Here is a 20688-nt window from a genome sequence, read left to right as displayed (position 1 = left end):
AAATTGGCATGGCATTTGCTAAATAACGTTTATTATCAACTTTTTTGTAGATAGCCTGAGTAAGATTGACTTGTTGAGCAATCTCAAACGGTTAAGCGATTACTCAGCAAGTTCTCGAACGCTAACTACAATGAAGATTGAACAGATTATCCATGTCCAAAGATGGAACTGAGCAATGCTTAAACAATTATTAGAACAAGCAACTTCAAATAACGCTAAAGCAAGACTGTATGCATTTGAAAATACAGTTGAATTAACAAACCTAATTCCACCGACAGTAAGTTATGAGAGCGGGGGAAACACACTCATCATTGGTCCAACAAAGATCATTGAGAGTGCGGCTGCGCAATTACCTCAGCTGACGAGTCTAACTTTACTTTCTACAGATGGAGAAAAGGGAACTAACCCAGAGCTGTACTTCGCAAATTCGGTTCAAGTATCCGGTTTCCTTGGCACGTTTGAAGTTCTGATTGAAAGCAAAGGTACATCAAGTAACTTGGCAAAAGTGGCTATTAATCACGATTGTTTCGATGTGGTGTTAGACCTTTGCCTGAATAGTTGCATGACTGAAGAAGTACCTGTTCCTGGTTATTACCCAGTAGGGCGCGGTTATCCAAAACTGGCTGAAGCGTTAGAAGAGATTCCAACGCTAATGGGCACGTTCGATAAGCCTAAGTTCTTCCGTTTAGACACAGACCTATGTGCGCACAGTTCACGTGGCGTTAAAGGCTGTGAACGTTGTGTTGACGCTTGTCCTGCTGGCGCTCTTTCAAGTGAAGGTTCAGATAAGACAGGTCACAAGATTGAGATTAACCCCTATCTATGTCAAGGCGTGGGTACTTGTGCAACGAGCTGTCCTACAGAAGCGATTACCTATGCGCTTCCAAACCCTGACGATACTCAAAAGTTCATTGAGCGTACGCTAGCGAATTACGAGCAAGCGGGCGGTCTGGATCCTATCGTGCTTATCTGTAGCTCTCGTCATGAAACCTACAATTTGATGGCGTTAAAGGCCCTGCCAGATAACGTGATTCCGATTGTGGTGGAAGAACTTCCATCTATTGGTATTGATACGTGGTTTGCAGCGCTAGTGAATGGTGCAACTCAGGTTCTGTTTGCAGCTTCTCGTTTTATGCCAGAAACCATCATTCGTGTTCTTAATAACGAAGTCGGGATCGCTCAAGAGCTTCTTGACCAAATCGGTATTCCAAAAGAAACCATTGATATCCTTTATCTAGAATCGCTTCGCGAAGGTCCTCCGACATTGTGTGTGGATTCGTTTGACCTTGCACTTGGCGATCTTCAAGGCAATAAGCGTCAACGTTTGTTCACAGCACTTGATGCGATGTCTTCATCTCGTATTCCAGTTGAGAACATTGTTGAGCTTCCTTCGAATGCACCATACGGCACGGTTTCATGTGAAAGCAAAGATTGTACTTTGTGTATGAGTTGTGTGGCGGTGTGTCCAACACGTGCTCTGCATACCGACGGTGCGTCTCCATCGCTTAAGTTTGTAGAACAAGACTGTATTCAATGTGGTCTGTGTGAAAAGGCATGTCCTGAGAACGTACTTACTCTGACTCCTCGTATGAATTGGGTGAAAGAAGAACGTCAGAAGGCGGTTGTAATTCATGAAGAGAAAGCAGCGGAATGTTTACGTTGTCATAAGCCATTCGCACCACAGTCTATGATTGACATGCTACAGAACAAGTTACGCGGTCACTCTCATTTCTCAGATGAGACAGCAATTAATCGTATTGCGATGTGTGAAGACTGCCGTGTGGTAGACATGTTCGATTCAATGGCTCAAGACCCATTGAAACAATTGAAATACTAGGAGTTCGCCTTGGATACTCATTTAGATCAAGAACAGACACTAAGAACTGAAATCTATCTGGTTCTTTCTGCATTGTTTCGTAGCGCACCTTCTGAAGAGGTGATCGACTTTCTCAAGACGCTAGACATTGAAGCATCAGAAAGCGCGATGCAGAAGGCTTGGATTGCGATTCAACAAGCAGCAACCGAATCAAACCGCGAAGCATTAGAAGACGAATATCAAGACTTGTTCATTGGCATTGGTCGTGGGGAGATTGTTCCATTTGGGTCTTGGCATAGAACAGGATCGATGATGGAGAAACCATTAGCTGAGATCCGTCACGATCTTGAATTGCTTGGCATTGAGCGTGATGAGCAGGTTAAAGAGCCTGAAGATCATATCGCGGCTCTTTGTGAAGTAATGGCGATGCTAACCGATGAAGAAGACGCGTTACAACAAGCCGTTTTCAATAAACATATCGGTCCTTGGTTTAACTCATTTACACGTCAGCTTGAAGCAGCAGAGAGTGCCAACTTCTACAAATCTGCAGCTCAGCTATGTGAAGCATTCTTAACGTTGGAGCAGGTTCGTTTCAGCGTGAATACAAAAAGCAGTAAACACAAATTAAAGATTGATGTGAAAAACGTCACTGATTACGAGTAATCGAGCAGTACGCGATTATATCGATAGAGGGGCATGAAGCCTCCAAAAAGATCTACCGCAAGGTAAGGAAGCAATGATGAAAGATAATAAAGAAATAGATACAAGCCGTAGAGACTTACTCAAAGGTTTAACGACTGCAGCCGTTGCTGGTGCCGTTGTCGCTGGTACAACCAAAGTGGCAACCGCTTCAGAAACGGTTGAAATACCTGAAAAAGACGTGAAGAAGACGGGCTATCGTGAAACGCAACATATTCGCGATTACTACGACACACTTTAGGAGATAACGGATGAAACTTGTCAAACGCTCCGATAGTGTGAGCAAAGAAACGAATCAGCTAGGTGTGTCTCGTCGCGCCTTCATGAAAAACACTTCACTTGCTGCTGGTGGCGCGGTTGTAGGCGCAAGTCTATTCGCACCGGGCATGATGAAGAAAGCACAGGCTAAATCAGTCGACCCAGAAGCGAAAACAGAAGTAAAACGTACTATCTGTTCTCACTGCTCCGTAGGTTGTGGTATCTACGCTGAAGTTCAAAATGGTGTATGGACGGGTCAAGAGCCTGCTTTCGATCACCCATTTAACGCTGGTGGACACTGTGCGAAAGGTGCAGCACTACGTGAGCACGGCCACGGTGAACGTCGTCTTAAGTACCCAATGAAATTGGAAGGCGGTAAGTGGAAGAAGCTTTCCTGGGAACAAGCGATTGAAGAAATCGGCAACAAGGCTCTAGAACTGCGTAAGGAATCTGGCCCTGATTCGGTTTACTTCCTCGGCAGTGCAAAACACAGTAACGAGCAAGCTTACGCATTCCGTAAGATGGCGTCTTTGTGGGGAACAAACAACGTTGACCACCAAGCTCGTATTTGTCACTCAACCACAGTAGCCGGTGTTGCGAACACTTGGGGTTACGGTGCGATGACAAACTCGTTCAATGACATGCACAACTGTAAATCAATGCTATTCATTGGCTCGAACCCTGCAGAAGCTCACCCAGTAGCGATGCAACATATCCTAATCGCGAAAGAGAAGAACAACTGTAAAATCGTAGTTGCGGATCCTCGTCGTACGCGTACTGCTGCGAAATCTGATCATTACGTATCATTGCGCCCTGGTTCAGATGTTGCCTTCATTTGGGGCATCTTATGGCATGTATTTGGAAACCAATGGGAAGACAAAGAGTTCATTCGCCAACGTGTATTCGGCATGGAAGAAATCCGTGAAGAAGTGGCGAAGTGGAACCCAGCAGAAGTTGAGCGTGTGACAGGCGTAAGCGAAGAAGACGTTTACCAAACTGCGAAACTACTTTCTGAAAACCGCCCGGGTTGTATTGTTTGGTGTATGGGTGGTACTCAACATACTACTGGTAACAACAACACACGTGCTTACTGTGTCCTTGAGCTTGCGCTAGGTAACATCGGTAAATCAGGCGGCGGTGCAAACATTTTCCGTGGACACGATAACGTACAAGGCGCAACTGACCTTGGCGTACTGTCTGACACACTTCCAGGCTACTACGGCTTGTCTGAAGGTTCTTGGCGTCACTGGTCTAAAGTCTGGGAAGTTGACTTTGACTGGATCAAAGGACGCTTTGACGACAACGCATACGGCGGTCAAAAACCAATGAACAGTGCAGGTATTCCTGTATCTCGTTGGGTTGATGGTGTGCTTGAAGACAAAGACAAGATTCGCCAACGCGAAAACATCCGCGCCATGTTCTACTGGGGTCACGCAGTGAACTCTCAGACTCGTGGTCCAGAGATGAAGAAGGCGATGCAGAAGCTGGATATGATGGTTATTGTTGACCCATACCCAACAGTCGCGGCAGTAATGAACGATCGCTCCGACGGCGTTTACTTGCTTCCAGCAACCACTCAATTTGAAACCTACGGCAGTGTAACGGCGTCAAACCGTTCTCTACAGTGGCGTGACAAGGTTGTTGATCCTCTGTTCGAATCTAAACCTGACCACGAAATTATGTACCTTCTTTCTAAGAAGCTTGGTTTCTCTGATCAGTTGTTCAAAAACATCCGTGTTGAGAACAACCAACCACTGATTGAAGACATCACTCGTGAATTCAACAAGGGTATGTGGACAATCGGCTACACAGGTCAAAGCCCAGAACGTTTGAAAGAGCACCAACAAAACTGGCACACGTTCCACAAAACCACGCTTGCTGCAGAAGGTGGCCCAGCGAATGGCGAGACTTACGGTCTTCCTTGGCCATGTTGGGGCAACCCAGAGATGAAACACCCCGGCACACATATCCTTTACGATACGTCTAAGCCTGTTGCAGAGGGCGGCGGTAACTTCCGTACTCGTTTCGGTGTGGAGTTTGAAGGTCAAAGCCTACTGGCTGAAGACAGCTACTCAAAAGGCAGCGAAATCAAAGATGGTTACCCAGAGTTCAGCGACAAGTTGATCAAACAACTTGGTTGGTGGGACGACCTAACAGCAGAAGAGAAAGCGTCTGCTGAAGGTAAAAACTGGAAAACTGACCTTTCTGGCGGTATTCAACGTGTGGCTATCAAGCACGGTTGTATTCCTTTTGGTAACGCGAAAGCACGTGCGATTGTTTGGACATTCCCAGACCGAGTACCACTGCATCGTGAGCCACTTTACACACCACGTCGTGATCTTGTTGCTGATTACCCAACTTGGGATGACAAAGAAGCGATTTTCCGTGTTCCTACGTTGTACAAGTCAATTCAAGACCAAGACAAGTCTGGTGAATACCCAATCATTCTGACTTCTGGTCGTCTGGTTGAGTACGAAGGTGGTGGTGAAGAAACACGTTCTAACCCTTGGCTAGCAGAACTTCAACAAGAGATGTTTGTTGAAGTGAACCCGAAAGACGCAAACGACATTGGCTTCAAAGATGGCGATGATGTTTGGGTTGAAGGTGCTGAGAAAGGCCGTATCAAGGTCAAAGCGATGGTTACTCGTCGTGTTAAACCGGGTTTAGCGTTCTTACCGTTCCACTTCGGTGGTAAGTTCGAAGGCGAAGACTTGCGTTCTAAGTACCCAGAAGGCACTGATCCTTACGTTATTGGTGAATCAGCCAATACCGCAACCACATATGGTTACGACCCTGTCACGTTGATGCAGGAAACGAAAGTAACCCTTTGTAATATTCGTAAAGCGTAAGGAGTCTTAAAATGGCTAGAATGAAATTTCTTTGTGACACCAAACGTTGTATCGAATGTAACGGTTGTGTCACTGCATGTAAGAATGAAAATGATGATGCTCTGGAATGGGGTATTCAACGTCGCCGCGTTGTAACACTGAACGATGGCGAACCGGGTGAAAACTCTATCTCAGTAGCATGTATGCACTGTACTGATGCCCCTTGTATGGCAGTGTGCCCAGCAGACTGTTTTGAACATACAGAAGACGGCATCGTACTTCACAATAAAGATCTGTGTATCGGTTGTGGTTACTGTTTGTTTGCTTGTCCGTTTGGCGCACCTCAATTCCCTAAACAGGAAGCATTTGGTGAGCGCGGTAAGATGGACAAATGCACCTTCTGTGCTGGCGGCCCTGAAACAGAGCCAGGTTCTGTAGAAGAGCGTCAGAAGTACGGTGCGAACCGTATTGCTGAAGGCAAGCTGCCAATGTGTGCTTCGCTTTGTTCAACAAAAGCGCTGCTTGCCGGTGATGCTGAGCAAGTCTCTGATATCTTCCGTCAGCGTGTTGTTGAGCGTGGTGCGAAAGGTGCTGGTTGGACAGACGGCAACGACCTTTCTTACGATGCGATGAAGAGCTAGTTAGGAGAGACATATGCTTACAATGTTTAAGCGTCTCTTCCTTGTTGTGCTGCCGATGTTGGCAGCACTAACAATGCTGTCTCCTTTGAGTCATGCATCTGAGACGAACTCATCACAAACTCAATCGAGCTCTGCTGAAAGAGAAATCACACAACTTGCTGGCGCTGATTTTTGGCGACAAGTAAGAAACGGTGAGGAAGGTTACACCACCTCTCAATCTGCTGAGCACGGTGTGTTGATCAGTACTCCAGGTCAAACGTGGTACATATTGAAAGAGAAGTGGATGTCACCAGCCGGTGCTGTCGCTATCTTTGGTAGTATTGCTTTCGTTACTTTAATGTATGTTGTGATTGGCCCATTAATGCTAAGTGCGCCAAGAACGGGTCGTAAGATCAAACGTTGGTCTCGACTGGATCGTGCGTTGCACTGGAGCATGGCGTTTACTTTCTTAACGCTCGCGTTCAGTGGTTTGATGTTGGTTTACGGCAAGCACTTTTTGAAACCCTACATTCCAACTGACCTTTGGGGCTTTATCGTTCTATTGGCGAAGCAATACCACAACTACATCGGCCCGATTTTCTATGTGCTGTTGATGGCTGTTCTTATCAAGTGGTGGCGCAAGTCGATATTTAAGATGGTGGATGTCCAGTGGTTCATCAAACTGGGTGGTATGGTCGGGAAACATAAAGGTTCTCATCCATCGGCAGAATTCTCGAACGCGGGTGAAAAAGCGCTGTTTTGGCTGTTAATTGTGATGGGCAGTGTGGCGGCAATCAGTGGTTTGGTGTTGGATTTCCCAATATTCGGTCAAACACGCCGCCATATGGAACTTTCAAACCTTGTTCATATGATCGCCGCTCTTATCCTTATTTGTGGCTTTGTGTTCCACATTTATATCGGTTTGTTCGGTATGGAAGGCGCATTAGAAGGTATGGTAACAGGCGAAGTTGATGAAACCTGGGCTAAAGAGCACCATGACCTTTGGTACAAAGAAGTGATGGAACAAGAGAAAAACGGCGTTGAACAAAGCGCTAACGTAGCAACAGAGAAAACGGAAGGGGTGAATAAGAATGAACAAACCTCATAAGGGTATTTGGGTTGCTTACATCCTAAGCTGCTTTACACCATTTACTTGTCTTCTCTCTGGTGTGATTGCCATTATCTACGCGGGCTATCGTTTAGATAAAGGCGAAGACGGCGAAGTCGTGGATACCCATTACTACGGCTTGATTCGCTCGTTCTTCTTGAACCTGACGTTTTTTGTTGTGCTTATCGTCACGGTAGCGACCTCTAACGGCGTATTGATCGGTGTGAACGATTACTGGTATCAAAACCATATTATCGATGACATCGCTTACTACATTCCATATGTAGGCATGTTATTTGGTGGTGTGGCGATTGTGGTTTGGTTTATTCGTATGTATCAAGGCATGCAGCGTTTAAGTCAAAACCTACCGCAAAACCCGACAACAGGTCCAAACCTTTAAGCGTTTATATGTAAGTCGTTTGGGTTACCAAACTCGATAATAACTCCTTTGTCGATGAGTTAACTCTAATCAGCGAAAGACATTAAAAGCCCAGTGATTCATTTCTCTGGGCTTTTTGTCGTTTGGTCGCTAGGTAACTGATCTAATGCCCTACAATGGCCGCATCAATATAGTGCAAATCCCTCAATTGGTGCAATCAGTTATCAAATATTTTCTCTCTCTGAGAACCAATAAAGTGCACTTTAGAAATTAACCACAAAAAATCAATAACTTAAAATCAAACTCTGTTGCACGTTTTTTGAGTAACCAAGTTGGAACGCATCTTGCGTTTACTGTTGAGTCTTTAATTAATTGCAGCATCAATTCGCACGAATCTAGTGCAATTGAGACAAAGCTAAGGGAGAAAGCTTTAATGAGTCAAACGGTTACCCAAGTTAATAGCGCAGTAGAAAGCTTGACGCAGAGTTCAGACACTCTATTTCTATTATTAGGCGCGATCATGGTCTTCTTAATGCACGCAGGCTTTGCATTTTTGGAAGTTGGTACAGTAAGAAAGAAAAACCAAGTTAATGCATTAGTTAAAATCCTCTCTGATTTTGGCGTCTCTGCTATAGCTTATTTCTTTATCGGTTATTGGGTCGCTTACGGCGCGCATTTCTTTGCTGACGCAGAGACGTTATCGCAAGGCAATGGGTATGAGTTGGTTAAGTTCTTTTTCTTAATGACGTTTGCAGCCGCCATTCCTGCCATTGTTTCTGGTGGTATTGCAGAGCGTGCTCGTTTCTATCCAATCCTTATCGCAACTTTGTTTACCGTTGGTTTCGTTTACCCATTCTTCGAAGGCATCATCTGGAACGGCAATTTTGGTTTCCAAGCTTGGCTAGAAAATCAGTTTGGTCATGGATTCCATGACTTCGCAGGCTCTGTTGTGGTTCACGGTGTTGGCGGTTGGATTGCATTGGTCGCAGTTTACTTCCTTGGCATGCGCAGAGGTCGAATCCGTGCAGGTAAGCACACCAACTTCGCGCCATCGAACATTCCATTCTTAGCGTTAGGTTCTTGGATTTTATGCGTAGGTTGGTTTGGCTTTAACGTGATGTCTGCTCAAGCTATTAATGGGATCAGTGGCCTAGTAGCGATGAACTCATTAATGGCAATGGTTGGCGGTATTCTTGCGGCTCTAGTCGCAGGTAAAAATGACCCAGGCTTCATCCATAATGGACCTTTGGCTGGCTTAGTCGCTATTTGTGCCGGTTCTGACTTAATGCACCCACTTGGCGCTTTAGTGACTGGCGGCGTGGCAGGCGCGCTGTTTGTTTACTTATTTACTTACATGCAAAACAAAACTCAGATTGATGATGTACTGGGTGTTTGGCCTCTACACGGCGTATGTGGCGCTTGGGGTGGCATTGCGGCAGGTATCTTCGGTCAGCAAGCATTCTGGGGGCTAGGGGGTGTGAGTTTCGCGTCTCAGGTTGTTGGTACATTAGCGGGTATCGCTGTTGCTCTGATTGGCGCTTTGATTGTTTATGGCGTACTTAGCAAAGTGACAGGTCTACGCTTGAGTGAAGAAGATGAATTCAACGGTGCTGACCTTTCAATTCATAAGATCTCATCGATCAACGAAGACTAACGTTGGTCACTTCGAAGATTCATAGACTCTTCGAATCAATATCAGTGAAAAAACTAAGCGGCTTCGGTCGCTTTTTTTGTGTCTGGTGAAAACAACTAAGAGTTTTAATAACAGAGCCAAATGATAGACAAGCGAGTTCTGTCACAAATAACTAATGAATTCAGTTGGCTAAGACTATGGTCTAATCCCTAAAACTATTGTTGGAATTTGAACAGTGCTAAGCTGTTACAAAGTGACATATTGAAAAGGACGTTATATGCATTTCCCATATCGAAATATCGTAATTCTTACTGGCGCCGGCATCTCTGCGGAATCAGGAATACAAACATTCCGAGCACAAGACGGATTATGGGAAAACCATAAAATCGAAGACGTTGCGACACCTGAAGGGTTCGAGAAAGATCCGGATTTGGTACAAGCGTTCTATAACAAGCGTCGTCACGGCCTGCAAAGCGAAAACATCCAACCAAATTCGGCCCATAAGGCGCTAGGCGAGCTTGAAGACAAACTTGATGGAAAAGTAACAATCATCACACAGAATATCGACAATCTGCACGAGAGAGGCGGTAGCAACAACATTATTCACATGCACGGTGAACTGCTTAAAGCGCGCTGCAGTGAGTCGAATCAGGTTATCGACCATAAAGACAACATCGAGACAGGCGAGCTTTGTCACTGCTGTCAGATTCCCGCACAGATGCGTCCACATATTGTTTGGTTTGGTGAAATGCCATTAAGAATGGGGGATATCTACTCGGCATTAGAAGAAGCAGACCTTTTTATCTCGATTGGTACATCTGGCGTCGTCTACCCAGCGGCAGGATTTGTACATGATGCGAAAATGCATGGTGCACATACAATAGAAATCAACCTTGAACCAAGTGCAGTAGAGAGTGAGTTTGAAGAGAAGCGTTACGGTAAGGCAAGCATTGAAGTGCCTAAACTGGTGGGTGAGTTATTATGTACAGAGAAGGGCTCTTTAACGGCCTAGGCCTTGTCTTTAATAAAGCACATCAGTTTCTTAATCTGAAAAAATAAAGCGGCTTACGCCGCTTTATTTACTTAACTGATTACCTAACAAAAACTTAGTTATTCACTTTAAGTTTTTGGAAATACTCGTCGTAGATAACGCTCGCTTCACCAACTTCATCTTGCCATACACCGTTATCCATTACTGACTGTGGTGGAAAAACGTTCTTATCTTCAGAAAATTCTTTCGGAAGAAGAGGGTAAGCTGTTTTAACTGGCGTTGGGTAGCCGATCTCTAGAGCAATCTTCGCTGCATTCTCAGGGCGAAGAAGAAAGTCGATCATCTTATGTGCCGATTCGATGTTCTTAGCGCCTGACGGAATCGCCAGGCTGTCCATCCAGAAGATAGCGCCTTTTTCTGGCCAGATAATGTCAATCGTTGCGCCTTCTTGGCGTGCCATGTAAGCAGAGCCATTCCAAAGCATACCAAGAGACACTTCACCAGCTAGGTAAGGGTTCGCTGGGAAATCTGAGTTAAATACCAATACGTTTGGCATTAGCTTACGAAGTTCTTCGTAGGCTTCTTTGATTTCTTCAGGGTTAGTCGTGTTTGGAGAGTAGCCCAGTTTAGATAGAGCGATATGGAAAACCTCACGAGAGTCATCCATCATCATCAATTGACCTTCCCACTGCGTATCCCACAGATCGCCCCAGTTTTTAACTGAAGACTTGTCTAGCATATCTGAGTTGATACCAATACCCGTTGCGCCCCAGATGTATGGGATCGAGTAGTTGTTGTTTGGGTCAAATGGCTTATCTAAGTAATTTGGATCCAAATCAGCAAAGTGGCTTAGCTTAGTTTTATCAAGCTCTTGAAGCATGCCTTCTTTACGCATCTTAGAAACGAAGTAAGTAGAAGGAACCACTAAGTCGTAACCCGTACCTTGAGTTTTTAACTTAGCGTACATGCTTTCGTTAGACTCATAAGTTGAGTAATAGACTTTGATGCCAGTCTCTTCTGTGAAGTCTTCTAAAACTTCATTTGGAATATATTCAGACCAGTTGTAAAAATACAGTTCTTGGTCAGCTGCGAAAGAGGGTGTAGAAAGTAAAGTAGCAGCACACAATGCGCCGGTATACAGTGTTTTTTTCATTACTGTTCCGTTCATTTGTTTGATTTGGAGCTGGGTAGTGAACCCAAAGTAAAAGGATTTCTAAAAATCGCGCTATATTATAGCAGTGATATAACAAAATAGGCAGCCTAAGCTGCCTGTTCATTGTTATTCTTCTTTTTAACTTATTGATTATCTAGGTTGGGTTGTTATGTAAACCAGTGGCTTACAACCAATTGGATAACGGCCAAACGAGTTAATTTACTGACCGGCTTTAAGCTTCATGAAGTAATCTTCGTACTTCACAGTCTTGTCGCCAACCGCAGCTTGCCATTCAACGCGGTCAAGGTCTTCTTGCGATGGGAACAGAGCCGGGCTGTCTTTGAACTTCTCATTAGACGCTTTAACGGCTGTTAGGTAGCCTGTATCACGAGAGATTTGCTCAGCAATTTCAGGGCGAAGTAGGAAGTCAATCATCTTATGAGCTGCTTCTACGTTTACCGCGCCAGAACTGATGGCAAAGTTATCAACCCAACCGATGCCACCTTCTTTAGGGAAAACCAATTGAATTGGTAGACCTTCGTTTTGCGCAGCAGCAGCAGAACCGTTCCACAGCATACCAAGACCCACTTCACCAGACATGTAAGGCGAGCCTGGGTTGTCTGAGTTAAATACTAGAACGTTTGGCATTAGCTTTTTTAGCTCAGCGTAGGCTTCGTCGATCTCTTTCTCGTTTTTTGTGTTACCAGAGTAACCTAACTTACGTAGCGCAATGTGGAACACTTCACGAGTGTCGTCCATCATCATCAGTTGACCTTCAAGCTCAGGCTTCCATAAATCAGCCCAGCTTTGGAAATCTTCTGGATCGTACATATCAGTGTTAACAGCTAGGCCCGTAATAGCGACAACATGTGGAATAGAGTAGTCGTTGTTCGGGTCATATGGCTTATCTAAGTAATTTGTATCTAGGTTCGCAAAATTGTTTAGCTTGGTTTTGTCGATCTTTTGAAGCATGCCTTCGTCGCGCATTTTAGACACGAAGTAAGTTGAAGGAACCACAAGGTCGTAACCTTTATTGTGCGTTTTCAATTTTGCGTACAAAGTTTCATTCGATTCGTAAGTCGAGTAAATCACTTTGATGCCCGTTTCATCAGTGAACTGTTCTAAGATCTCACTGTTGATGTAAGGTCCCCAGTTCATGAATACCAACTCTTTGTTATCTTTTGCAAACGATGGTGCAGATAACATTGAAAGCGCACATGCACTACCAGCTAATAGAGTAGCCCATTTTTTCATTGACGTTAGCTCCAAACTAAACGTTGCCCGAAGGCAGTAGATAGAAAAACAGAATGGCAATTTACCATTCTGTTTATGAATAACACTTTTGTTAAACTTCAAGTATCTTAACTTCTTATCAAGTCAGCCTTTGTATAGAGTAGGAGACTTACTTGATTTTCTCTCTTGCTAACAACTGGGAAATAATCACCAGTACTAACGACACCACTAACATCACTGTTGCTAGGGCGTTGACCTCAGGAGAGATACCCACTTTAACCATTGAGTAAATCTTCAGTGGTAATATTTCATAGGTTGGGCCAGTTACGAAAGAGCTTATGATCACATCGTCCAAAGACAGAGTGAAGCTCAATAACCAACCCGCAGCAACCGCTGGCTTAGCAAGTGGAAGGATGATCTGTTTTAGAATCGTCCACTCGCTTGCCCCTAAGTCTTTTGCGGCTTCTAGCATCTTCACATCAAAGCCATTCAAGCGACTGTAGACCGTTACAACAACAAACGGCAGACAGAAAGTAATATGTGCTGCAAGCAAGGTAAAGAACCCAAGTTGTACACCCATTACCAAGAATAGCGCAAGAAGCGAAATCGCCATTACGATATCTGGTGACATCATCACGATGAACAACATGCCATTGACGATGCCTTTACCTTTAAACTGGTAACGGAATAGGGCAACCGCAGTTAGGCTCCCTACAATTGTGGCAGCTGTTGCTGAGAATACCGCTACGTTGATCGAGTGCCATGCTGCCTGCATTAGGCTGTCGTTGTTAATAAGCGCGTCATACCATTTAGTCGTGAAACCACCCCATTTCATACCAAACTTATTGGCATTAAACGAGTTAGCAATCAATACGACAATAGGTAGGTATAGAAAGGCGTATACCAGCGCCATAAAGCTGAACTTAACTGTGCGACCCATTAGTCTAGCTCCACTTTCTTGTTCAATAGCTTACCTGCTCGGTAGTAGGCATACAGCATCACAGCCATTGCCATGGTCAGTGCGATACTCGTCGCTGCGCCAAACGGCCAGTCTCGAGCGTTGAGCACCTGGCTCTTAATCACATTACCAATCAATAGGTTTTTAGCTCCGCCTAATAGGTCAGAGATGTAGAACATGCCTAACGCAGGAAGAAGTACTAATAAACAACCACCGATGATGCCTGGCATTGTCAAAGGAAGTACCACTTTCAATAGCGTTTGCAGTTTGTTCGCGCCTAAATCTTTCGCGGCTTCTAAATACGTATCATCCAGTTTTTCAATCGCTGAATACAACGGCAGAATCATAAACGGAAGTAGGATATACACCAAACCGATCATTACTGCGGTTTCTGAGTACATGATACGTAGCGGCTTATCGATAATGTCTAACGCTAACAAGCCTTTGTTTAAGACACCTTGCGTACCCAGTACAATCTTCAATCCGTATGTACGAATCAAAGAGTTAGTCCAGAATGGCACTATCACTAGGAACAACATGATCGGACGCCACTTCACAGGCATTTTTGCCACGATGTAAGCGAACGGGTAACCAACAATTAAACAAAGTAGGGTTGCGACAATTGCCATATAGAAAGAGTGCATTAACACTTTAAAATACAGCGGGTCAGCCAAACGCAAGTAGTTATCGAGAGTGAAAGTCATCTCGATCAAGTTTGCTTCATCACGAGTTAAAAAGCTCGTCCCGATGATCATGATGTTTGGAATCATCACGAACAAAACCAGCCACCCTGTAATTAAAGCAACAATCGCGCTTTGTAAATTAAACTTCTTGCTCATCTTCTAGTACCACTTCCCAGCTCTCAACCCAAGTTACTGCAACTTTTTGGCCCAGTGAGTGATCAACATCAGGGTCATCTTCGTTGAAGAATTCGCTAACCATGACACGCATACCAGATTCAAGTTCTACCACTGAATCTAGTGTCATTCCTTTATAGGTTCGCTCGACAATGTGGCCAACAATACCGCGTTGCTCCGACTCTTTGATTTCTTCGATACGAAGATCTTCAGGGCGAAGCAATACTTGCAGTTTTTGGCCCGGTGTTACGTCTTTATCGTGATAGATAATGGATTCTTCACCTTCGATTGTCGCAACAATGCGTTTTTCATCTTGACGAGATTTCGCTGTCGCTTCGAATACGTTAATTTCACCAATGAAACGAGCAACAAATAAGTTCTTAGGCTCTTCGTAAATTTCTCTTGGTGTTCCATCTTGTTCAATCACACCATCACGCATAACTATAATACGGTCTGACATGGACAACGCTTCTTCTTGGTCATGTGTTACAAAAATAAACGTGATACCAAGTTGGCGTTGCAGTTGCTTAAGTTCGATCTGCATTTGTTTACGAAGTTTGTAATCAAGAGCAGAAAGAGATTCGTCCAGTAAAAGAACTTTAGGCTTATTAACGACAGCACGAGCGATTGCGATACGTTGCTGTTGACCACCAGATAACTGGTGTGGCTTTCGTTGTGCCATTTGTTCTAAGCGCACCATTTTCAAAGCGTCCATTACGCGAGGTTCAATCTCGGTACTTGGAACTTTCTGCATGCGTAAGCCAAACGCCACATTGTCGAAAACGGTCATATGTGGGAATAGGGCATAGCTTTGGAATACAGTGTTAACATGCCTTTGTTCAGCAGGAACTTGTGTTACATTCTGATCAGCTAATAGTATTTGACCACTATCTGCCGTTTCAAAACCCGCAATCATTCTTAGTACGGTTGTTTTACCACAACCTGATGGGCCTAAGATCGTGAGAAACTCACCATGATTTACATTTAGATCAAGATTGCCGATGACTTCTTTGCCATCGAAACTTTTACTAATGCCAGTAAGCTGTACGACTGGCTTTCCTACTGATTTTTTAGCGTTCAACGTCTGTTTTTCTCCACCTTGGTTCTTTTTGAGACCTGTTGCTATACACTTTTAAGGCGCGCATCATAATCACCAAAAACGTGAATTCAAAGCCTTTTTTGTTATTAGAAGACAAAAAATTTCGCAGGTAAAAGTAAACATCCTTTACCATACTGTAATTTACAAGGTTTACATCCCAATAAGTGTCTAATTATTAACCATTAAGGCATAAAAGCAAGGCTTGTTACAGATTCATATTTTAGTTTGTATTCGACATATGAGTATAATGAAGCCAATTTTTTATCAATAAGTTAGGTAGCTTCGATAAAGTAAGCACACCTAGGTATCATTATGAACAACGACATCGAAAAAGATTTTAATTTAGGCGGTAATATCAACCGTGCTCTTTCAGGGGATTATGAGCTTAAAGCAACAGCTGTATTCCAAGAAGCTTGGAAGCATACCGTTAGTCACTTTCTTTCGTTTTCTCCTGCGATTGTTGCTCTTATGTTCGTGCAACTGGCTATTTTCTATATAGCATTGAAATTACAACTGGGTGATCCTGCCATCATCCTAGATGCCGTTATCGACCCAGAAGCGTTTACACCACAGATTGTTGAATCTATTTTCATTGCTAACTTTAGCTATGAAGTAGTGAGTGCACCTATTTACGCAGGCATCAGCCTAATGGCAATGAGCCATGCGGCAGGCTTGCGAACCAAAACGCGTCATATTGGTAAAGGTTTGCAATTTACTGTGCCTGTCATCTTAGTGACCTTGTTCAGCCTAATGTTGCAAGGTATCGCAGGTATGCTATTACCGTTTCTTTCTATCTACTTCTCATTAGCTTTCAGCCATTCAATTCTGTTGATTTGTGATAAGAAAGTGCCTCCTATGCAATCTTTATTGCTTTCTCTACGAGCAGTAAATAAGAAAATCTTCACCGTTGCGTCTATTTATTTAATGGTGATGTTGATGTTTATTGTTGCAGCGATGATGTACGGCATTGGTTTGATCTTCGTACTTCCATTCTTTTTCCACGTGAAAGGTATTCTTTATCGTGAAATGTTTGGCATCAAGTTGAAGCTTATTGCGTCAGATCGTCCAAGTAACGATGACGACAGTAACAATGATGGCAACAACAGTAACAGCGACGATAACAACAAAAATCCACAGGTGTTCGATGCGTAATAATGCTCAAGCAGGCGTTGGAAAATCTCTGGCGTTGAAAGTAACCGCACTGGCGATCGTTGGTTCTATCTCATTAGTTGGCCCATACATTTACCAAGAAGAAGAGCGTCGACGCACAACAGAGCAAAGTTCTAATTCAATCAATCAATTTGGTGACTTGTCGGTTTCTTCAAGCGCACCTGATTTTGCTGCTATCGAAGATGTAAACGAGAAAAAAGACACTTTCTTTTCGTTCTTACGTCCAAGCATCAATATTGAAAATAAACGTATTACGAAAGAGCGTGTATTTTTGACCAAGATTTCAGAGTCAGGTTTGAGCAATATTGACGCTGAAGGTACGTCGTATGCAAAAAGGCTAGGGAAATTGTACAGTTTACCAGTGCCATCTTCAGGTTTAGATCAATCTTGGCTAACTGAAATGCTGAACCGCGTAAACGTACTGCCAGAAGCGCTTGTGCTCACACAGGCTGCTAATGAATCGGCTTGGGGAACATCGCGTTTTGCCACCAAAGCAAACAACTATTTCGGACACTGGTGTTATACCAAGGGTTGTGGCCTTGTTCCGCTACAACGTAACGAAGGTAGCTCGCATGAAGTCGCCACATTCTCTTCAAGCCAAGAATCCGTGCACCGTTACTTCATGAACCTTAATCGCAATCGTGCTTACGCAGCTCTAAGAGCGATTCGTGCAAAACTTGCTGCGCAAGGTGATGATATTTTAACAACCGAGACAGCGACAGAGCTCACCAATGGCTTGTTAAAATATTCTGAGCGAGGTTCAGACTATGTGACTGATTTACAAGCTATGATCCGTCATAACGCGGTATACTGGAAAAAGTAACTCGATTTGATATCAGTTGGTTGCCTTTCATAGTAGGTTATGACCAATCGGCATTACATAAAGAGCAGCTCATGGCTGCTCTTTCTATTTATAAACGCTCAACTTCAACAAGATTATAATAATGAAAAAGACAGCACTCGCTTTATTAGCCTCATTAAGCCTTGGGGTCTCTTTACCCGCTGCAGCGCAAGAGTACATGTTCACGTATTCTAAGCTCTACACACAACTTAAGAACAATACCAAAGAAGGGCACGATGACGTCAAAGTTGCGGTCTTCTTTGTTGATCAACAAGCTCAAACAATCTGCCACATCAGCAAAGCGTGGATGGAAAAAGAAGAGCACTACGAAGAGCTAAAAGTGTCTCCAACACATGAACTACTTTTACCTGTAGATCAAAACCTTCGTTCAGCAAACCCGCTTATCTTTGTTCAAACTCAAGAGCAAGAGTGTGCGTATTCTTTGGTTGTAATGACTCAAGAACCTTTGGCTGGAACAGTTGAGGTTGCACTACTGGAAAGCCTGTTACCACAGATGCAAGCGATGTTAGAAGACGTCAGCGGCATGTTCTCTAGTTGGTTCACGCCAGATGTTGAAGGGTTAACCTTGGAATTTGATAACAAGCTTGAAGGCAACATCGCGCTGTCTAACGGTAAGCAAATCCCAATCACACAAGGGCGTGCTAAATTCACTTTAGAAGAGCTGAACGGTAGTGACAGCATCACGTTGCCAGAGCCAACGGTTCGCGTATTGCCGTACATTCCCGCGCAATAATTTTAAACGGAATCTTTGTTAATGGGGTAAGCGTTAGCAGAATCCTTCCCCTAAGCTTTCATGACATACCCTTAAGCAGCCCCGTCGAATTAGAGCAGGCTGCTTTTCTTTATCAGCAATACAAACCTAAATCTGGCCTAGACGCGTTTCTCTAGCCGTTTAGGGAGCTTATCGAATAATAAAAGCAGAAACTTTCTATTACTCAGCTTGTTTATCCTACCGTTACTATTTCAACATGAAATAAAAATCCGTATAATCCACGCCCTAAAACAGTCCCACTAGCAATCTACAGTCGGTAATACGACGGTGTGAGAGTCGCAATGAACCAAAACGATAATAGAAAAGAAACACTTGAATTCAACAAACTTCAGAAACGTCTGAGAAGAAATGTTGGAAATGCCATCATCGACTACAACATGATCGAAGAGAATGACGTAGTAATGGCATGTATTAGTGGTGGTAAAGATTCATTTGCGATGCTAGACATTTTGCTACGTTTACGTGAAGCAGCACCGATCAAATTTGATGTTGTGGCAGTAAACCTAGATCAAAAACAACCTGGGTTCCCTGAACACATTCTTCCTGAGTATTTTGAAACGCTGAACATTCCTTACTACATCGTAGATAAAGATACGTATTCAGTGGTTAAAGAGAAAGTGCCAGAAGGCAAAACAACGTGTGGCCTATGTTCTCGTCTTCGTCGTGGTACTTTGTACTCGTTCGCAGAAAAGATTGGCGCAACTAAGATCGCACTAGGTCACCACCTGGACGACATCGTTGAGACCATGTTCCTGAATATGTTCCACGGTGCACGCTTAAAGGCTATGCCACCAAAGCTTCGTTCAGATGATGGACGTAACGTTGTTATTCGTCCACTGACTTACTGCCGTGAAACGGACCTAATCCAATACGCTGAGCACAAAGAGTTTCCGATTATTCCTTGTAACCTGTGTGGCTCTCAAGAGAACCTACAGCGTCAGAACATTAAAGCAATGCTAATTGATTGGGATACTAAAACGCCAGGTCGTGTTGAGAAGATCTTCAAGTCAATTCAAAACGTAAGCCCAAGCCAACTAGCTGACCGCGAGTTGTTTGACTTCGTGAATCTTCCACTAGACCGTAGTGAAGACCGTAAAGCGTACGAATTCGAAGAAGCTGAAATTTCATCTTCAAACATTGATGAGTCTATGTTCATCGACGTAACGAATGTTTAGCCATTTGAGTCGATAAAGACGATGTTAACCATTCTGTATTTGGAATGGCACAGCTCTAGATAAACAAAAACGCCTCAAGCAATGCTTGAGGCGTTTTTTATAAGTTAAATTTGCCGCTGACTTAACCTTTCGAAAGGTTAGGGTCTAGTGGGCTCACGTAACCTGACGGTTTAAGAGCCAACACGTCACAGTTAATCTTGTCGATAACATGTTCCGCGGTGTTACCGATAAACACAGCAGACAAGCCAGTACGGCCAGTTGTACCAAGAATAACCATCGCAGCGCTGTTTTCAGACGCAACACGTGGGATAACATCTTCAGGCAAGCCTTGCTCAACCACGGTTTGCTCTTCACACATACCGTGTTTCTGGCGTAGTGCTTTCATCGCGGTTAAGTGATGGCCACGAACTGCATCAGTATAAGAGGTTGGGTCAAACTCGGGCAATTCGATTGTGATATTCGCTGGTGTGACCGGGTAGGCGTTAACCAAGAACGGTTCAGCATCCAAACGACCAGTGATCTCAAGTAATCGGTCGACCATTGTATCATTAAGCTCTAAGTGAGCTTCAGTTTCAGAACCTACGTGAACGGAAGCAAAAATCTTCGCATGCTCTGGCCAGAACTCATTCTTAACCAGTAGCACTGGGCTAGGGCATTTTCGCAATAGATGCCAATCCGTTGGAGTGAAGATCACGGATTCTAAGGTATCGTGCTTACGCGTGCCTTTGATCAAAATATCGTGCTCACCACTGTAGATTTCTGCAATGATGGCCTCATAAGGGCGATTATGCCAGACCACTTGAACGTTGAATTCGATAGCATCATCAAGGTAAGGTTCTGCGACTTTATTCATCCAGATCTCACGCTGATGAATGACACCTTTGCGCATTGCGTCTCTTTCGTCGACAGAAAGCATCGATGTCATCTCATATGAGAAATCATAGATAGACAAAAAGAAAGTGATACGACTCGTTGAAGTGCTTTTCTTGGCGAGTTGGATAGCACGAACCAGAGCAGGTTGCTCATCGTGATTAATGTCTGCGACAACTAGAATTTTGTTATAGATACTCATAACTA

General features: G+C 43.9%; 19 protein-coding genes. 13 read left to right on the top strand and 6 right to left on the bottom strand.

Annotated features, from left to right (window positions below; all coding sequences use genetic code 11):
- Positions 1–175 precede the first annotated feature (175 nt).
- The 9 genes from SJY39_RS22245 (at position 176) to cobB (ending at position 10353) form a co-directional block, all read left to right on the top strand.
- Positions 176–1837, top strand: coding sequence for a 4Fe-4S dicluster domain-containing protein (locus SJY39_RS22245; protein WP_016793304.1), 1662 nt, complete (start codon positions 176–178; stop codon positions 1835–1837).
- Positions 1838–1846: 9 nt separating this feature from the next.
- Positions 1847–2479 carry a molecular chaperone gene (locus SJY39_RS22240; protein ID WP_010440860.1) on the top strand — a complete coding sequence of 211 codons (633 nt, stop codon included), beginning with the start codon at positions 1847–1849 and terminating at the stop codon, positions 2477–2479.
- A gap of 76 nt (positions 2480–2555) precedes the next feature.
- Entirely contained in the window at positions 2556–2756 is a 201-nt protein-coding gene (locus SJY39_RS22235; protein ID WP_016768068.1) for a twin-arginine translocation signal domain-containing protein, read from the top strand.
- Between the two features lie 10 nt (positions 2757–2766).
- Entirely contained in the window at positions 2767–5622 is a 2856-nt protein-coding gene (locus tag SJY39_RS22230; protein ID WP_016793305.1) for a formate dehydrogenase subunit alpha, read from the top strand.
- An 11-nt stretch (positions 5623–5633) separates the two neighbouring features.
- Positions 5634–6242, top strand: a complete 609-nt coding sequence (gene fdh3B, locus SJY39_RS22225) for a formate dehydrogenase FDH3 subunit beta (RefSeq protein ID WP_010440854.1) — start codon at positions 5634–5636, stop codon at positions 6240–6242.
- A gap of 13 nt (positions 6243–6255) precedes the next feature.
- A complete protein-coding gene (locus tag SJY39_RS22220) occupies positions 6256–7329 on the top strand; it encodes a formate dehydrogenase subunit gamma (protein WP_016768065.1) in 1074 nt (357 codons plus the stop codon).
- Positions 7313–7729, top strand: coding sequence for a hypothetical protein (locus SJY39_RS22215; protein ID WP_010440849.1), 417 nt, complete (start codon positions 7313–7315; stop codon positions 7727–7729). Before SJY39_RS22220 ends, SJY39_RS22215 begins: the two co-directional genes overlap by 17 nt.
- Positions 7730–8141: 412 nt before the next feature.
- Positions 8142–9362, top strand: a complete 1221-nt coding sequence (locus tag SJY39_RS22210; RefSeq protein WP_016791188.1) for an ammonium transporter — start codon at positions 8142–8144, stop codon at positions 9360–9362.
- A gap of 256 nt (positions 9363–9618) precedes the next feature.
- Entirely contained in the window at positions 9619–10353 is a 735-nt protein-coding gene (gene cobB, locus SJY39_RS22205) for a Sir2 family NAD+-dependent deacetylase (protein ID WP_010440846.1), read from the top strand.
- Between the two features lie 94 nt (positions 10354–10447).
- Here cobB and SJY39_RS22200 read toward each other — a convergent pair whose 3' ends face one another.
- From SJY39_RS22200 to potA, 5 genes are all read right to left on the bottom strand, one after another.
- Entirely contained in the window at positions 10448–11485 is a 1038-nt protein-coding gene (locus SJY39_RS22200) for an extracellular solute-binding protein (RefSeq protein WP_016784888.1), read from the bottom strand.
- A gap of 219 nt (positions 11486–11704) precedes the next feature.
- Positions 11705–12739, bottom strand: a complete 1035-nt coding sequence (locus SJY39_RS22195) for an extracellular solute-binding protein (protein WP_016793306.1) — start codon at positions 12737–12739, stop codon at positions 11705–11707.
- A gap of 148 nt (positions 12740–12887) precedes the next feature.
- Entirely contained in the window at positions 12888–13658 is a 771-nt protein-coding gene (gene potC / locus SJY39_RS22190; protein WP_010440840.1) for a spermidine/putrescine ABC transporter permease PotC, read from the bottom strand.
- Entirely contained in the window at positions 13658–14515 is an 858-nt protein-coding gene (gene potB, locus SJY39_RS22185) for a spermidine/putrescine ABC transporter permease PotB (protein WP_016767210.1), read from the bottom strand. Before potB ends, potC begins: the two co-directional genes overlap by 1 nt.
- Complete coding sequence (gene potA, locus SJY39_RS22180; protein ID WP_010440836.1) at positions 14499–15614, bottom strand: spermidine/putrescine ABC transporter ATP-binding protein PotA; 1116 nt, start codon at positions 15612–15614, stop codon at positions 14499–14501. The genes potB and potA overlap by 17 nt, the downstream gene beginning before the upstream one ends.
- 330 nt (positions 15615–15944) lie before the next feature.
- On the opposite strand from potA, the gene SJY39_RS22175 reads away from it, so the two are divergent.
- The 4 genes from SJY39_RS22175 (at position 15945) to ttcA (ending at position 19611) form a co-directional block, all read left to right on the top strand.
- Complete coding sequence (locus SJY39_RS22175; RefSeq protein ID WP_010440834.1) at positions 15945–16784, top strand: hypothetical protein; 840 nt, start codon at positions 15945–15947, stop codon at positions 16782–16784.
- On the top strand, positions 16777–17625 hold the full coding sequence (locus SJY39_RS22170; protein ID WP_016784889.1) for a glucosaminidase domain-containing protein: 849 nt from the start codon (positions 16777–16779) through the stop codon (positions 17623–17625). The genes SJY39_RS22175 and SJY39_RS22170 overlap by 8 nt, the downstream gene beginning before the upstream one ends.
- A gap of 121 nt (positions 17626–17746) precedes the next feature.
- Entirely contained in the window at positions 17747–18397 is a 651-nt protein-coding gene (locus SJY39_RS22165; RefSeq protein WP_010440830.1) for a DUF2987 domain-containing protein, read from the top strand.
- Positions 18398–18717: 320 nt separating this feature from the next.
- Entirely contained in the window at positions 18718–19611 is an 894-nt protein-coding gene (ttcA, locus tag SJY39_RS22160) for a tRNA 2-thiocytidine(32) synthetase TtcA (RefSeq protein WP_010440828.1), read from the top strand.
- A gap of 121 nt (positions 19612–19732) precedes the next feature.
- On the opposite strand, the gene uspE is transcribed toward ttcA, so the two are convergent.
- Positions 19733–20683, bottom strand: a complete 951-nt coding sequence (gene uspE, locus SJY39_RS22155) for a universal stress protein UspE (protein ID WP_010440827.1) — start codon at positions 20681–20683, stop codon at positions 19733–19735.
- Positions 20684–20688: the final 5 nt, after the last annotated feature.

Origin of the sequence: Vibrio sp. R78045, from assembly GCF_042466085.1 — a bacterium.
GTDB classification, from domain to species: domain Bacteria; phylum Pseudomonadota; class Gammaproteobacteria; order Enterobacterales; family Vibrionaceae; genus Vibrio; species Vibrio cyclitrophicus.
This window is presented reverse-complemented; position numbering and strand designations above follow the sequence as displayed.